The organism is Serratia grimesii (assembly GCF_900186025.1).
GTDB classification, from domain to species: Bacteria; Pseudomonadota; Gammaproteobacteria; order Enterobacterales; family Enterobacteriaceae; genus Serratia; species Serratia grimesii.
The window spans coordinates 3,239,257-3,255,143 of the sequence record NZ_LT883155.1; the positions used below are offsets into that span (position 1 = coordinate 3,239,257).

The following is a 15,887-nucleotide window of genomic DNA, read 5'->3' on the forward strand; positions in this document are numbered from 1 at the left end:
CTGACCAATAGGCCCCTACACTGCAAGAAATCTTTACCGCGTGATCGCTCGCCGGGCATTCAGCGCAAATCGCACTACACTTGTAAGTTGCCAACGGCAATAGTCGCAAATAGAAACTATTGCTTCCCGCCCGTGGGCAGCCAAACGTCCTGACGGGCCATAACAGAGGTCAATGTCATGTTGATTCAACCCTATCTATTTTTTAGCGGTGACTGCGAACAGGCGGTTAATTTCTACGTGGCGCAGCTGGGCGCTAAACTTGAGATGATGATGCGTTATAAAGAGATGCCGGAAGAAGCCAAACAAGGTAACCCACAGGATGTCAATCCAGAGTCCATCATGCATGCACGGTTATTGATTGGTGAAACGGCCTTGATGGCCTCCGACGGCTGTCCACAAGATGGCGCTGACGCATCACATAAAGGATTTGCACTGTCTCTCAACCCGAGCAACGTCGATCAAGGTCGCGAGCTATTTGAAAAGCTCTCACAGGGCGGTCAAGTGACTATGCCTTTCCAGCCCACCTTTTGGGCCAAGGGTTTTGGCATGTTGACCGATCAGTTTGGTGTTAATTGGATGGTTAACGTTGAATAATTTGTCATCTCGGTGCGGTGTCCGCCGCTCATAGCAGCCATCGCACCGCCAGCCATCAGTTGTAGTGATACCAGTCGTATGCCGCCATGGCGAATAACACAAACATTGCAGCCAACAGCACCAACCCTAAACGCCAGTAGGGCGATTTACGTCGCCGCCAGGCAAACACAATCATTAATGCCAGCACCCCCAACGTCACCGGATAATAAACAACCAACGTCAACAAACTAATAATGATGTAATCAGACATGCCAGGTTCCCTTATTATTCTCCTGTCCGGTTTTATGGCGAATTGTATACCGATGAATTTCGCGTTGTCTCTAGACTGACACTGCTCATCACCGTGTTTGGATGAGACACGGCATACGACCCACGCACGATTCAGGGCGGTTATATTCGTTAGGCATTTTACTCATTTTGCGCAAGGGAGTAGTGGTCTGCGGGATTAACGAATAAGATGTAGGATTGTTCTTAACACGATTTGAAGATTGTACAGCAAGGGTGACATGACACAGCAGCAACCTCAGGATGCCGAACAGCCACGCAACGGTAAAAATTCCCCGTTATTATTCCAGGCCGGCGTATTTGTCGTCATCGTTGCCGCCACGTTGATCCTGTTTAACGCCTGGCAAATTTGGAATGCGCACCAGCGTGACCTGCAAAGTGCCGACCATGAATCTGCTAATCTGGCCCGCTCCTTGGCACAGCATGCTGATGACACCTTTATGCAGACAGACAGTACGCTGTCCGATCTGACCGAACGCATTCAAAGCGATGGACTGGGCCAAAAGCAGCAGTTGCGCCTGCAAAAAGTCATGCAATCCCAGGTCGGTAACCTGCCTCAACTGCACGGCCTGTTTGTCTACGATGCGCAGGGAAATTGGATCGTCACCTCATCGGGAAGGTTCGTACAAAACGCCAACAATGCCGATCGCGAGTATTTTAAGTATCACCTCGATCATAACAGCAATACGATCTACATCGGTAAAGTGGTACGTAGCCGTTCTACCGGCGATTTAATCATTCCGGTGTCACGACGCTTCAATAACCCGGACGGCAGTTTTGCCGGAGTGGTATTGGCCACGCTGTATGTCGACTATTTCCGTCAGTTTTACGATACCTTTGCGCTGAATAGCGATGCGTCGCTCAACTTGCTATTGGCGGACGGCACCATCCTCTACCGTCGCCCTTATTCCATTGCCGCGATCGGCAAGAACATCTCTGACGGCGTGCTGTTTCGCGAGATCCTGCCGCACTCGGAATTCGGTAATGCCACCATCATCTCACGTTACGACAAAGTGGAACGGATCTATGGTTATTCGCGGGTCAACCGTTACCCATTAGTGATTGCGGCGGGCTTATCGAAAGAGGATGCTCTGGCCGACTGGCGCAACGACTCTGGCGTGTTTGCCCTGGGTGGGTTCACTCTATTGGCGATTCTGTTGGCGTTGGGCCTCGTACTGATGCGCCAAATCAACCACAGCGTACGAACCGAAGCAGAACTCATGCGCACCCGAGATCAGCTCACCAGCATCAATCGCACGCTGGAAGAACTGGCACTGCTGGATGGTCTGACTGGCCTGGCCAACCGCCGTCAGTTTGATATCGCGTTAAAAAATGAGCTGATGCGTGCTTCACGCAATTATCGCAGCGTGGCGCTGTTGATGCTGGATATCGACTATTTCAAGCAGTACAACGACATCTACGGTCATGTCGCCGGAGACCAGTGCCTACAGCAGATCGGGCAGATGCTCAAAGGGTTAGCCAGCCGCAGCAATGACATCATGGCCCGTTACGGTGGTGAAGAAATGGGCATTATTCTGCCGGATACCGACGCTCAGGGAGCCTTAATCTTCGCTGAGCGCGTCATCGAAGCGGTACGTGATCTGAAAATACCGCATAGGGGCAACCCGCACGGCATCGTCACCATCAGCATCGGTATCTATGCCAAGGTGCCGCATATGTATAACGACACACCTATTGGTTTTATCAATCAGGCAGACAGCGCGCTGTACCAAGCCAAAGAACAGGGTAAAAACTGCATTTACACTGCTTAACATTCTGGGCCACCTCCGCAGGAGGTGGCCCAGCGATAAAATAACCGCTTAGCTCGAAAAAAAATCCAACCCACTGATTAAAAACAAAAAATATAATTAACTCATTAATTTATTCTCATCGAGAATTAATTAACGTTCAACAAATCTATTTTTACCTATTCGTGCGCTTAGCACCTTCGTTTAATGTCTGTTTACTATTTACCGCATTTTAATAGTGCTACGCTTGAAAGCGAGTTCCTATTAATAATAATTAATAAAACCCAATGAAATAATCCCCCTTGGTTATAAATACCTTTCAAATTAAAAATATTACACCCTAAATAATTCGAGTTGCAGAAAGGCAGCAAGAGTGTGAGTCCCTATGCGTTTACTCGAGAAACTAACTCGGTTGAGCGCTCGCAGTTAACACACCTGCAGCTTGAAGTATGACGGGTATAAAGCATCAACCTTCGCAAGGAGATATTATGCGTGCGGATAACCTAACGCCTGAACAGGCGGTGATGAATTTGCCACAACGGCAGTGGGATGCGGTTCCTTCGTCCCTTCCTCTCTCCGCCGTCGAGGCTCTGGAGCAGGGTAAGATACTGTTTTTACCAGAGCTGGCTTTTTCATTATCGACAGAGGAACTAACGCTATTAGATCCATCACTGGTCGATGCCAAACGTAAAAACATCAGCTATTGGCCGGAAATGAATAAACTTTCTGGCGTGGCGGTCGCGGGACAACAGCCACAAGTCCAGGCACTGCTGGCACGCTATTACCAGTCCTGCCGTCAGTTGATCTCCGGGTTATTACCGCACTATCAGCAAACGCTGCATTCCCCCACCAATAGCCTGCGCCTGCATCCAGTATCGGCCTGGCGTGCAACCAGCTCATGGCGTAAAGACGACAGCCGACTGCACGTAGATGCCTTCCCTTCTCGTCCAAATCACGGGGAACGCATCCTGCGAATCTTTACCAACATCAATCCTAACGGAGAGCATCGCCAATGGCGTATTGGTGAGCCTTTCCCTGAATTAGCGCAACGTTTTATACCCCGTCTGTCGCGCTATTCCCCGTTGAGTAGTTGGTTGCAACATAAAGTCGGTATTACCAAGCGCCGCCGCAGCCATTACGACCACCTGATGCTGCAACTGCATGACGCAATGAAAGCCGATCAACACTATCAGCAGCAGGGCCCGCAACTGGCGCTGGATTTACCACCGGGTAGCAGTTGGATCTGTTTTTCCGATCAGACGCCGCACGCGGCAATGGCCGGTCAATTTATGTTGGAACAGACCTTCCTGCTGCCGGTCAACGCCATGAAAAATCCACAACAATCGCCGCTGAAAGTGTTGGAAACACTGCTGCACCAGCCATTGCTTTAGTCCGATTCCGTCAGCAGGGTTTCCCCCTGCTGCTGCATCAATTGATAATGTGTGACCTCGCTGTGGCGACCAATCAATTCAGCCAGTTGAGGGGAATGGCTGGTGATCCACAGCTGGCTGTAGCGGCTGGCTTCAGCAATCAGGAGCGCCAATGCCGGCAGCAATTGCGGATGCAGGCTATTTTCAGGTTCATTGAATGCCATGAAGGCCGGAGGTCTCGGGCTAAGCATCGCGACCGCCAGGCAGAGAAAACGCAGTGTGCCGTCGGAAAGTTCCGCGCTGTCCAAAGGCCGTAAAATACCTGCACGGTGCATCAAGAGTTGGAAACGCCCTTGTGGCGCCTGTATTTCAAACTCACTGTCAGGAAATGCTTGCGCCAATATGTCGCGCAGCAACTCTCCATTTCCAATTTCACAAATGGTTTCGAAGGCAGCAGCCAGATTGCTCCCGTCGTGTGCCAAGATAGGCGCACGGATCCCCACTTGCGGCGTACGTAGCGGCGAACCCGGCCATACGGCAAACTCATGATAGAAACGCCAGCGTCGCAAATTTTCACGCACCTGTGATACTTCCGGATACAAATGCGGATCGGCAAGCTGACCAAACACCGACTCTTCTGCATGCAGGCTGGCGGGATAAGTGGCACGCTCACCCTGTAGGTTCGTCAGGAACGCACTTTGGTTACGCCGTTCAAGCACCCGGGCTGAAGGTCGGCGGCCGTGACCACTAACCCACAGTGATTCTTCTTTGACCAGTGGATCGAGCTGGAACAAACTCTCTGTCGGATCAGGGAAACCCAGCTGTAACTGGTAGTCAAAGTCATCCAGCGTCGCTGACAGCAACATTCGTTTTGGATCACCCCGTCTGTCACCCGGGCGTAGCCCTCCTGCCCACATCGCTTTTTGAATGCCGCCCTCTTCTGCCAACGCCGCAGACAGCCGACCAGATGCGGCCTCGTGTATCAACCGCACCGCTTTATACAGGTTGGATTTTCCACAGCCGTTCGGGCCGCTGATCACATTCAGACGGCCCAATTGCAGTTGCAGGTTGCGTATAGAGCGAAAACCGCTCAGTTGAAGTTTTTGGATCGTCATCGGCGCAATCTTTGCTCAAGGGTATGGCGCATCTTAACATAGGCACCCTACCCCCGCCGCCATCAGCTTGCCGGTGCGATATCCCCTTCCTGGCGCGCCACCAACGTGAGGATGCTGTACAACGCGACTGCTTGTTGATGCTGATTGAGCACCTGGACGTCCCACACCACCACGCCATGCGGGCGATCTTCTGCAGTCTTCTGTGGCTTACGGATTTTTTTCTTGCAGGTCAGTCGTACCTGAATGGTATCGCCAATCTTCACGGGTTCGATAAAGCGCAAATTTTCCATGCCGTAGTTAGCAATCACCGGCCCCACGCCTGGGTCAACAAACAGCCCGGCGGCGGCGGAAACCACAAAGTAGCCATGGGCGACTCGCTCGCCAAACAGTGACTCGGCAGCGCCGATCTTATCCATATGCGCATAGAAATGGTCACCGCTCAGGCAGGCAAAGTTAACAATATCGGCTTCGGTAACGGTACGACGTGCAGTCAGCAGGCTTTCACCCAGTCGCAGTTGTTCAAAATATTTACGGAATGGATGAACCGGATCCTCAATCACCGTGGCCCCACGCACCCACTCACGTCCGATTGCCGCCAGCATCGCCGGACTGCCCTGGATAGCGGTGCGTTGCATATAGTGTTTCACCGCCCGCAACCCACCCAATTCCTCACCACCGCCGGCGCGTCCTGGCCCGCCGTGTACCAGCATCGGCAGCGGCGAACCGTGACCGGTGGATTCCGTCGCTGCATGTTGATCCAGAATCAGCATACGACCATGGGCGCAGGCAGTGGCGCGAATGAACCGCGTCGCCAGCGCTTCATCAGCAGTGACCAACGATCCCGCCAGGCTCCCTTGGCCCATCAAAGCCAATTCAATCGCCTGTTCGGTGTGTTGATAAGGCATCAGCGTTGCTACTGGGCCAAACGCCTCAGTACCGTGCACGGCCTGATGAGTAAAGGGATCGGCGCAATACAACAGGGTAACCGGGTAAAATGCGCCGTTTTTCGCACCGTCCCCCATCACGTCCAGTTTATCAGCCACCGCGCCGCACAGGGGTTCGCAACCGTTATGCAGCAGGAAATCAACCTTTTGCTGCACGTCATCGCGTTGCTCGTGGCTGACCAGCGCCCCCATGCGTACCTGTTCCAATTTTGGATCACCTATCGTCACGCCAGCCAACCGCTGCAACAATGCCTGCTGCACGTCCGCCACCCGCTTCACCGGTACGATAATCCGCCGAATGGCCGTACATTTCTGCCCGGCCTTGGCGGTCATCTCACGACATACCTCTTTGATAAACAGCGCAAACTCTGGCATCTGTGGCGTAACGTCTTCACCCAACACACAACAGTTGAGTGAGTCAGCTTCCATGGTGAAAGCAATAGATTTCTCCAACAGACGCGGATGTGCACGCAGCTTCTGACCGGTCTGCGCCGAACCGGTAAAGGTCACCGCGTCTTGGTAATCCAGATGTTCAAACATGTCACCTACACCGCCACACACCAACTGCAATGCACCTTCAGGCACAAGGCCACTGTCGATAATCAGCCTGACCATCGCCTGCGTTAATTGGGCCGTGGCCGTTGCCGGCTTAATGATCGCCGGCATGCCAGCCAGCCAGGTGGGCGCCAGTTTTTCCAGCATCCCCCAGCAAGGGAAGTTAAAGGCATTAATGTGTAACGCGACACCGGGCCGCGATGTCAGTACGTGGCGGGCGGCAAACTGAGACTGCTTGGACAGGGGAATCAGTTCATCCTCCGGCCACAGGGTATCGTCCGGCAGTTCGCGTCCCGCCAACCCGGCATAGGCGAATAGCGTTGCTATACCGCCCTCAATATCGACCCAACCATCACTGCGCGTCGCGCCGGTCTGGTATGAAATCTCATACAGCGACTCTTTATGCGCCAGCAGGTGTTTCGCCACCGCTTTCATCATTTGTGCACGCTGCTGGAAGGTCATTTGTGCCAGCGCCCTGCCACCCTGGTTACGTGCATACTCCAGGCTGGCAGCCAGTGGCAACCCGTCGGAACAAACCTGATACAGCGGCTCGCCGGTGACAGCATGATGGATTTCGCGGGCGGCGCCCTGACCGAACACCCAACCGCCAGAAAGGTAACTGTGTAACTGCTGCATTTGCTCCTCCGGAATTCATAAATTTACACAACAAGGATTAATTACGTATCACATATTGTCCAGCTCTCGCCAAGGTAAAATTTAACAAAGTTAAAACACAACGCATAAAAACCTCGATAAAAAGAGGTTCTGGTGTGACTTGTTGATTTTAAATATCGATATATAACAACAGTATAATAATAACCCTTGTGAGTGCCATCGCAAAACCACACAAATGTCATTTGATCTTTTTGTTATCAGTTTGTAGCCTTAAGGTTAGTTAACGTGATTCACATTTTTATATTCAATGTGAAAAATACGAATCACCAAGAGGCAAGCATGACAACTGACGCGCAACAACAGCAGCACTTCGATGACAAAATTGCGGCGGATACTTCCATTGAAGCCAAAGATTGGATGCCGGATGCCTACCGCCAAAACCTGATCCGCCAGATTGGTCAGCATGCCCATTCCGAAGTGGTCGGCATGCTGCCTGAAGCCAACTGGCTCACCCGGGCGCCCACCCTGCGTCGCAAAGCGGTATTGCTGGCGAAAGTACAAGACGAAGCCGGACACGGCCTGTACCTCTACAGCGCAGCCGAAACCCTGGGTTGCTCGCGTCAGGACATCTACCAAAAGATGCTCGACGGCAAGATGAAATACTCATCAATCTTCAATTATCCGACGCTCAACTGGGCGGATATTGGGGTGATTGGCTGGTTGGTGGACGGCGCGGCTATCGTCAATCAGGTAGCCCTGTGCCGCGCGTCTTACGGCCCTTATGCACGCGCCATGGTGAAGATTTGCAAAGAAGAAAGCTTCCACCAGCGTCAGGGGTACGAAGCAGTAATGGCAATGGCCAACGGTAACGAACACCAGAAAGCGATGCTGCAAGATGCGATTAATCGTTTCTGGTGGCCGGTGCTGATGATGTTTGGTCCAAGTGATACCGACTCTCCCCACAGCGCACAAAGCATGGCCTGGAAGATCAAACGCCACAGCAACGATGAACTGCGGCAGAAATTTGTCGACAACACCGTTCCACAATTGGAAGCCCTGGGGATGAGCGCGCCGGATGCTGACTTGGCATGGGACGAAGCCGCCGGTCACTACCGTTTCGGCGACATTGATTGGAGTGAACTGCACGAGGTGATCAAAGGGCGTGGGCAATGCAATCACGAACGCCTGCAGGCCAAACGTCGTGCCTGGGAAGACGGTGCCTGGGTGCGCGAAGGCGCCCTGACCCACGCGTCAAAAAACACCTCAACCGCTGCATAAAAGGAATCGATGATGACACACGTTGAATGGCCGCTGTATGAAGTGTTTATCCGCAGCAAACAAGGGTTGGCACACCGCCATGTCGGCAGCCTGCACGCCGCTGATGATCAGATGGCGCTGGAAAATGCCCGCGATGCCTATACACGCCGTAACGAAGGCTGCTCAATCTGGGTGGTGCAGTCCAGCCACCTGATCGCCTCACAGCCTGAGGATCGTGAAGCTTTCTTCGATCCGTCGGATGACAAAATTTACCGTCATCCGACGTTCTATACCATTCCCGACGGCATCAAGAACATGTAGAGGCGGTTATGACCCTTAACGATCCGCGAATCACTTATATCCTGCGTCAAGGCGATACGCCACTGATCCTCGCCCAACGGTTGTGCGCCTGGTGTGGGCACGCACCGGAGTTGGAAATCGACCTCGCACTGGCGAATATTGGCCTGGATCTGCTTGGTCAGGCACGCAACTTTCTCGGTTATGCCGCCGAGCTGGCGGGGCCGCAATACAGCGAAGACCGTTTGGCTTTCGGTCGTGACGAACGCGAGTTCCACAACCTGCTGCTGGCAGAGCAACCCAATGGCGGTTTCAACGACACCCTGGTACGCCAGTTCTTGATCGATGCCTATCACGTACAACTGCATCAGGCCCTGAGCAACAGCCGTGATACTCAACTTGCCGCTATCGCCGCCAAGTCGCTAAAAGAAGCGCATTACCACCTGCGTTTCAGCCGCGGCTGGATGATTCGTCTGGGTGACGGTAGCCCGCTCAGCCACCAAAAAATCCAGCAGTCGCTGGACAACCTGTGGCGCTTTACCGCCGAACTGTTCCACGCCGATGACCTGGAGCAACAATTAGCCGAACAAGGTATCGCCGCCGATCCTCGTCAGCTGGAGGCACCGTGGCTGGCACTCGTGAATGACACGTTACAACAGGCCACTCTGACGTTACCGACAGAGCAGGCGTTCCGCCATGGCGGCAAACAAGGGCAGCATAGCGAGCACCTCGGTCCACTCCTGGCGGAGATGCAATTTCTGCAACGCGCCTATCCGAACGCGAACTGGTAGGAGGCCGTTATGAACATCACCCGGCTACAGGCCGCTGAGATCCCGCAAATTTGGCACTGCCTGCAACAGATCAGCGATCCGGAACTGCCGGTGCTGTCGATTACCGATCTGGGCATGGTGCGCGACGTTGAAGCTGAGGGGACCGGCTGGCGCATTACCTTTACGCCGACCTACTCCGGTTGCCCCGCCACCGAGTTCCTGCTTGAGGCAATCGAACAACGCCTGGCAGAGGCCGGGTTCAGCCCAGTAAAAGTGACGATCCAACTCAGCCCAGCCTGGACCACCGACTGGATGAACGCCGCTGCACGCGCACGGTTGCGGGAATATGGCGTTGCGCCGCCACAGGGACACACCTGCGACAAGCCGCAATTGCACGGCCCGGTCCCTTGCCCGCGTTGCGGCAGCACCCACAGCGAGAAAATCAGCGAATTTGGTTCCACCGCTTGCAAGGCGCTGTACCGCTGCTGCGATTGCCGTGAACCCTTCGATTACTTCAAATGTATTTAGGAAACGCCATGACGGTCTTCCATCGCCTGAACGTCGCTGCCATCGAGCGCGAAACGCCGGACGCCGTAGCCATCACACTGCGGGTGCCCGAAGAACTGAAAGGTCACTATCGCTACACGCCAGGTCAACATTTGACGCTGAAGGCACAGATCGACGGTGAAGAGTTGCGCCGCTGCTATTCCATATGCAGTTCGCCACAGGAAGGGCTACTACAGATTGGTGTAAAAGCCATTCACCAGGGGCGATTCTCCTCGTTCGTTAACCGCATGCTGAAGGTCGGTGACGCGCTGGAGGTGATGGTGCCACAAGGGCGTTTCGGCTATCAGCCACAGGCAGAAAATAGCGGTAACTATCTGGCCATTGCCGCTGGATCCGGTATTACGCCGATGCTGTCGATCATCAAAGCTACGCTGCAACTCGAGCCACACAGCAGCTTCACGTTAATTTACGGTAATCGCAGCAGCCGTTCGATGATGTTCAAAGAGGCGCTGTCCGATCTGAAAAACCGCTACCCACAGCGCTTTCAGCCGCTCTACATGTTCAGCCAGGAAAACCTGGACAGCCCATTGCTCAGTGGCCGTATTGACCGCGAGCACCTGTTGGCGATCGGCAATACCCTGCTGGATTACCGCGACTATGACCACGCCTTTATCTGCGGGCCTGAAGCCATGATGGACGATGCTCAAAGCGTGCTGGAACAGGCTGGCGTACCCACTGGGCACATTCATAGCGAACGTTTCAACACCAGCGGCATTGCCGCTCGCCCGATGAATGATGGCAACCGTAACGCCACCCAAGTGGAAATCTTGCTCGATGGCCGTCGCCTGAATATCGAAGTTGGTGCACAGGATGACAGCATTCTTGATGCCGCGCTGCGTCAGGGCGCCGATCTGCCCTACGCGTGCAAAGGTGGGGTGTGCGCCACCTGTAAATGCCGATTAAAGGCCGGCCAGGTGGATATGGCCGTCAATTACAGCCTGGAACCGGATCAGTTGGCCGCAGGTTACGTATTGAGCTGCCAGTCGTGGCCTCGCGGCGACGGTGTGGTCTTGGACTTTGACGTATAGGAGCCACCAATGGAAACCCCTTTGATCCTGCGGCAGCAACACCAGCGCGTAGTGACACTGACACTGCACCGCCCAGAGGCCCGCAATGCCCTGAATACTCCGTGCCTGGAACAGCTGGTTTACTTGTTGGAACACGCCGACGCCGATGCCAGCGTTGGCGCAGTGGTGATTACCGGTGCCCCTCGTTTCTTTGCGGCTGGCGCCGATTTGCATGAACTGCAACAGCAAGACCTGCCCGCTGCGCTGACAGATCGCCGTCCGCTGTTGTGGCAACGGCTGGCGCAATTTAGCAAACCCATGCTGGCGGCGGTGAACGGCTATGCGCTCGGCGCCGGCTGCGAGTTGGCGCTGGCCTGCGACATCGTTATCTGCGGAGAAAACGCGCGCTTTGGCCTGCCTGAAATCACGCTCGGTTTGATGCCGGGTGCCGGTGGCACACAGCGATTAATCCGCTGCGTCGGGAAATCGCGTGCCAGCCAGATGGTGCTAACGGGAGAAGCCATTAACGCAGCAGGCGCGTTACAAGCCGGATTGGTCAGTGAGGTGTGCGTAGATGCTCTAACGCTGGAACGTGCACAACAGATCGCTGATCGCATCAGCCGGCAAGCACCGATGGCACTGCGTGCCGCCAAACAGGCATTGAAACAGGCTGAAGAAACCGGCCTTAGCCAGGGGTTAGCCATTGAGCGCCAGCAATTTGTCACCCTGGCTGCCACCGACGATCGCCGTGAAGGCATCGCCGCCTTCTTCGAAAAACGTACGCCAAACTATCAGGGGCGCTGATTTATGGATAATGCATTGATTCTCACCCACCTCGAAGCCGGGGTGCTGACCCTGACCCTCAACCGGCCGGATCGGCTCAATAGCTTTAACGATGAGATGCACCGCCAGTTAAGTGAAGCGCTTACTCTCGCCGAACGGGACGACAAGGTACGCTGCCTGCTGATCACCGGTGCCGGGCGTGGTTTTTGCGCCGGACAAGACCTGAATGATCGCAATGTCAGCGTGGAACAGCAGGCGCCAGACCTCGGTCTGTCAGTCGAGCGTTTCTATAATCCGCTGATCCGTCGCTTGACTGCCTTGCCAAAACCGGTGGTGTGCGCCGTCAACGGCGTAGCAGCAGGCGCAGGCGCTGCTCTGGCGCTGGCCTGCGATATCGTCATTGCTGCCGATAACGCCAACTTTATTCAGTCATTCTGTCGTTTGGGCTTGGTGCCGGATTCTGGTGGCAGTTGGTTCCTGCCACGCTTAGCAGGCCACGCCCGCGCCATGGGTATGGCAATGCTGGGTGACAAAGTCAGCGCACAACAAGCCCTGGCCTGGGGCATGATCTGGCAGGTGGTGGCTGCGGATGAACTGGCTGCCACCAGCCAAACGCTGGCACAACACCTGGCTACCCAACCCACCTATGGGCTGGGGCTGATTAAAAAAGCCCTCTACAGTTCGGCGAACAACACTCTCGATCAACAGTTGGATCTGGAGCGCGATCTTCAACGCCTCGGTGGCCGCAGCGACGACTACCGTGAAGGGGTCAGCGCCTTCTTCGCCAAACGTCCTCCTTCTTTCAGCGGGAAATGAACATGAACCTGCCGAACGTCAACGCAAGGGTCGCGGTGATTGGTGCCGGAACCATGGGTATAGGTATCGCCCAAGTGGCGGCAAGTGCCGGGCATCAGGTGCAGCTGTTTGATATCGCCGCCTCCGCAGCCCAACAGGCGCTCAACGCGCTCGGGCAACGACTGCGCCAACGGGTTACCGCAGGTAAGGCCGATGCAGCCAATACCGAAGCGTTGCTGGCACGCATTCAACCGGTGGATGCATTGAGTCAACTGGCCGACAGCGAATTGGTGATAGAAGCGGTAGCGGAAAAACTGCCGATCAAGCAGAGCCTGTTCCGCGATCTGGAAGCCCTGTGCTCCCCTGCCACACTGTTTGCCAGCAACACGTCATCACTGTCGATCACCGCCATCGCGGGCGCCTTGCAGCACCCACAACGCTTAGCGGGTCTGCACTTCTTTAACCCGGCGCCGCTGATGAAGTTGGTCGAGATCGTCAGCGGTCTGGACACCAGCGCCGAAACCGTGGCCACACTGCAAACACTGACTCAACAATGGGGTAAACAAAGCGTCCTGTGTCGCTCTACGCCAGGGTTTATCGTGAACCGTGTAGCACGGCCTTTTTATGCAGAAACCCTCCGCGCTTTGGAAGAGCACGTCGCCGATGCCACCACGCTGGATAGCGTCATGCGAGACGCGGGTGGCTTCGCCATGGGGCCACTGCAATTGACCGATATGATTGGTCAGGACATCAACTACGCCGTGACCGAATCCGTATTTCAAGCCTTCTTCCAGGATCCCCGTTTTACACCGTCGCTGGTTCAACAAGAACTGGTCGCCGCCGGGCGTCTGGGGCGGAAAAGCGGTCACGGTTTTTACCGTTATGGCGATCATCCCCAACCGACCGCCAACTACTTACCTGCCTCGACGGCAGCGTTACCGCGCAGTATTACGCTGCACGGCGATCCTACCGGCATGACTCTGCTGGACGATTTACTGACGGGAAATGCGGTCACGATCAAACAACCTGGCCAGACCAGCGCATTTGCCCGGCTCGACGAAGTTACATTTATGTTAACAAATGGTAAAACAGCTAGCCAAGTCGCCGATGAAACCGGAACCCCCGTGGTGCTGTTTGATCTGTCCGCCAATTATTCGCAAGCTTCTACCGTCGCAATAAGCTGCGCGGCGCAAAACGATGCCCGGCACAACGCCACGGTAGTGCGCTTACTGCAATCTCTTGGCAAAAAAGTGATTCAGTTACCGGACTATCCCGGCCTATTGGTCATGCGCACCCTCGCCATGCTGGCTAATGAAGCACTCGATGTCGTAAACAAGGACGTCGCCAGTGCCGTCGATACCGATCACGCCATGTGCTGTGGCGTTAACTACCCTCGCGGCCCGCTGGAATGGGGGACCGCCTTAGGCTGGCAACAGATCCTGACCACGCTGGAAAACCTGCAACACTATTACGGTGAGCCTCGCTACCGTCCGATGCCGCTGCTGCGCCACTACGCATCCCTCTCTTCAGGAGCCCAATGATGAACGCCAATACGCCCCATGCGCTGGCGCAACGCTGCGCCGAACAGATGTTTCAACAAGATACCTGCGCGCAGGCAATGGGCATGCGTGTGGATGCCGTGGATGCAGGTTTCGCCCGCGTCAGCATGATCGTCGGTCCGCAGATGCTCAATGGTCACCAGACGTGCCATGGCGGTCAACTGTTTAGTCTGGCAGACACCGCCTTCGCTTACGCCTGCAACAGCCAAGGGCTGGCCGCTGTGGCATCCGGTTGCAGCATAGATTTTATCCGCCCCGCACTGGCAGGCGATCGCCTGACTGCCAGCGCAGAAGTGCGCCATCAGGGTAAAACAACGGGGTTGTATGACGTGGAAATCGTCAATCAACTGGGCAAAACCGTCGCCTGGTTCCGCGGCCGCGCACATCGTCTGGGCCACCACATTTTAGGGGAGCAACCATGAAACAGGCGTTTATCTGCGACGGCGTCCGCACGCCAATCGGCCGTTACGGCGGCGCACTCGCCAACGTGCGTGCTGATGATTTAGCTGCGCTACCGTTGCGTACCCTGCTGGCCCGCCATCCTCAGGTGGACTGGTCGTTGGTCGATGACGTGATTCTGGGCTGTGCCAATCAGGCCGGGGAAGATAACCGCAATCTGGCGCGCATGGCGGCGCTACTGGCTGGTCTGCCGGTCAATGTGTCCGGCACCACAATCAACCGCCTGTGCGGCTCTGGATTGGACGCACTCGCCATGGCGGCACGCAGCATCAAAGCCGGTGAAGCCGAGCTGGTGTTAGCGGGCGGTGCAGAATCGATGACGCGAGCTCCACTGGTGATGGGTAAGGCTGACAGTGCCTTCAGCCGCCAGGCACAACTGTATGACACGACTCTGGGCTGGCGTTTTATCAATCCGCTGATGCAAGCACAATTCGGTACCGACTCGATGCCAGAAACGGCCGAAAACGTGGCGGCACAGTTCAACATCAGCCGTGCCGATCAAGACGCTTTCGCATTGCGTAGCCAGCAACGCACTGCCCAGGCACAAGAACGAGGATTGCTGGCACAGGAAATTGAACCGGTTAGCCTCAGGGGCAAAAAAGGCGTGAGCACGCTATTCAGCCAGGACGAACATCCACGCGCAGACACTCAGTTGGCGCAATTGCAGGCGCTAAAAACCCCTTTCCGCCAACCCGGTACGGTGACCGCCGGTAACGCATCCGGCTTGAATGACGGGGCGGCAGCGCTGATCGTCGCCTCGGAAACAATGGCTCTAAGCCAGGGATTAACGCCGCGAGCACGTATCGTTGCCACCGCCACCTGCGGTGTCGAACCTAGCCTGATGGGCATGGGGCCGCTGCCTGCGACCCGTAAAGTGCTGGAAATTGCCGGTCTTAGCCTGGCGCAAATGGACGTGATTGAACTGAATGAGGCGTTTGCCGCCCAGGCGCTGGCAGTATTGCGCCAGCTTGGCCTGCCGGACGATGCACCACAGGTAAACCCTAACGGTGGTGCGATCGCCCTGGGCCACCCGCTGGGTATGAGCGGTGCGCGTTTGGCGCTTGCCGCCCTGTTTGAACTGGAACGGCGTTCCGGTCGCTACGCACTGTGCACCATGTGCATCGGCGTCGGCCAAGGCATCGCCATGATTATTGAGCGAGTTTGATC

Annotated in this window: 16 protein-coding genes; 13 read left to right on the forward strand and 3 right to left on the reverse strand. The window is 55.3% G+C overall.

Annotated elements, in window-relative coordinates:
- Positions 1-177: 177 nt before the first annotated feature.
- Positions 178-594 (forward strand): VOC family protein, encoded by a 417-nt coding sequence (locus tag SGBXF1_RS15305; RefSeq protein WP_186427105.1) that lies wholly within the window; start codon positions 178-180, stop codon positions 592-594.
- A 55-nt stretch (positions 595-649) separates the two neighbouring features.
- On the opposite strand, the gene SGBXF1_RS15310 is transcribed toward SGBXF1_RS15305, so the two are convergent.
- Positions 650-844: a hypothetical protein gene (locus tag SGBXF1_RS15310; protein ID WP_061806582.1), complete on the reverse strand. Its 195-nt coding sequence runs from the start codon at positions 842-844 to the stop codon at positions 650-652.
- A 256-nt stretch (positions 845-1,100) separates the two neighbouring features.
- Here SGBXF1_RS15310 and SGBXF1_RS15315 point away from each other — a divergent pair, with 256 nt between their 5' ends.
- Together SGBXF1_RS15315 and SGBXF1_RS15320 are read left to right on the forward strand one after the other, a co-directional pair.
- Positions 1,101-2,651 carry a sensor domain-containing diguanylate cyclase gene (locus SGBXF1_RS15315; RefSeq protein ID WP_037417263.1) on the forward strand — a complete coding sequence of 517 codons (1,551 nt, stop codon included), beginning with the start codon at positions 1,101-1,103 and terminating at the stop codon, positions 2,649-2,651.
- 464 nt (positions 2,652-3,115) lie between these two features.
- Positions 3,116-4,018 (forward strand): Kdo hydroxylase KdoO, encoded by a 903-nt coding sequence (locus SGBXF1_RS15320; protein ID WP_037417260.1) that lies wholly within the window; start codon positions 3,116-3,118, stop codon positions 4,016-4,018.
- Here the strand turns inward: SGBXF1_RS15320 and SGBXF1_RS15325 are convergent.
- Together SGBXF1_RS15325 and paaZ are read right to left on the reverse strand one after the other, a co-directional pair.
- Complete coding sequence (locus SGBXF1_RS15325) at positions 4,015-5,112, reverse strand: AAA family ATPase (protein ID WP_037417257.1); 1,098 nt, start codon at positions 5,110-5,112, stop codon at positions 4,015-4,017. The two genes, SGBXF1_RS15320 and SGBXF1_RS15325, sit on opposite strands and share 4 nt — an antisense overlap.
- A 62-nt stretch (positions 5,113-5,174) precedes the next feature.
- The gene (paaZ, locus tag SGBXF1_RS15330; protein WP_186427106.1) at positions 5,175-7,247 is read right to left on the reverse strand and encodes a phenylacetic acid degradation bifunctional protein PaaZ; all 2,073 of its coding nucleotides are present in this window, start codon (positions 7,245-7,247) and stop codon (positions 5,175-5,177) included.
- A 318-nt stretch (positions 7,248-7,565) separates the two neighbouring features.
- Here paaZ and paaA point away from each other — a divergent pair, with 318 nt between their 5' ends.
- The 10 genes from paaA to pcaF are packed head-to-tail and all read left to right on the forward strand — an operon-like array spanning position 7,566 to position 15,885.
- On the forward strand, positions 7,566-8,504 hold the full coding sequence (paaA, locus tag SGBXF1_RS15335; RefSeq protein WP_037417250.1) for a 1,2-phenylacetyl-CoA epoxidase subunit PaaA: 939 nt from the start codon (positions 7,566-7,568) through the stop codon (positions 8,502-8,504).
- A gap of 12 nt (positions 8,505-8,516) precedes the next feature.
- Entirely contained in the window at positions 8,517-8,804 is a 288-nt protein-coding gene (gene paaB, locus SGBXF1_RS15340) for a 1,2-phenylacetyl-CoA epoxidase subunit PaaB (protein ID WP_017893307.1), read from the forward strand.
- A gap of 8 nt (positions 8,805-8,812) precedes the next feature.
- A complete protein-coding gene (gene paaC, locus SGBXF1_RS15345) occupies positions 8,813-9,571 on the forward strand; it encodes a 1,2-phenylacetyl-CoA epoxidase subunit PaaC (protein WP_061806586.1) in 759 nt (252 codons plus the stop codon).
- Positions 9,572-9,580: 9 nt separating this feature from the next.
- The gene (paaD, locus tag SGBXF1_RS15350; protein WP_037417244.1) at positions 9,581-10,078 is read left to right on the forward strand and encodes a 1,2-phenylacetyl-CoA epoxidase subunit PaaD; all 498 of its coding nucleotides are present in this window, start codon (positions 9,581-9,583) and stop codon (positions 10,076-10,078) included.
- An 8-nt stretch (positions 10,079-10,086) separates the two neighbouring features.
- Positions 10,087-11,145, forward strand: coding sequence for a 1,2-phenylacetyl-CoA epoxidase subunit PaaE (gene paaE / locus SGBXF1_RS15355; protein ID WP_037417241.1), 1,059 nt, complete (start codon positions 10,087-10,089; stop codon positions 11,143-11,145).
- 9 nt (positions 11,146-11,154) lie between these two features.
- Positions 11,155-11,928 carry a 2,3-dehydroadipyl-CoA hydratase PaaF gene (gene paaF / locus SGBXF1_RS15360; RefSeq protein ID WP_186427107.1) on the forward strand — a complete coding sequence of 258 codons (774 nt, stop codon included), beginning with the start codon at positions 11,155-11,157 and terminating at the stop codon, positions 11,926-11,928.
- Between the two features lie 3 nt (positions 11,929-11,931).
- Complete coding sequence (gene paaG / locus SGBXF1_RS15365; protein ID WP_037417237.1) at positions 11,932-12,723, forward strand: 2-(1,2-epoxy-1,2-dihydrophenyl)acetyl-CoA isomerase PaaG; 792 nt, start codon at positions 11,932-11,934, stop codon at positions 12,721-12,723.
- A gap of 2 nt (positions 12,724-12,725) precedes the next feature.
- Positions 12,726-14,243 (forward strand): 3-hydroxyacyl-CoA dehydrogenase, encoded by a 1,518-nt coding sequence (locus SGBXF1_RS15370; RefSeq protein ID WP_186427108.1) that lies wholly within the window; start codon positions 12,726-12,728, stop codon positions 14,241-14,243.
- Positions 14,243-14,683: a hydroxyphenylacetyl-CoA thioesterase PaaI gene (gene paaI, locus SGBXF1_RS15375; RefSeq protein ID WP_037417231.1), complete on the forward strand. Its 441-nt coding sequence runs from the start codon at positions 14,243-14,245 to the stop codon at positions 14,681-14,683. The genes SGBXF1_RS15370 and paaI overlap by 1 nt, the downstream gene beginning before the upstream one ends.
- Entirely contained in the window at positions 14,680-15,885 is a 1,206-nt protein-coding gene (pcaF, locus tag SGBXF1_RS15380; protein WP_061806590.1) for a 3-oxoadipyl-CoA thiolase, read from the forward strand. The genes paaI and pcaF overlap by 4 nt, the downstream gene beginning before the upstream one ends.
- Positions 15,886-15,887: the final 2 nt, after the last annotated feature.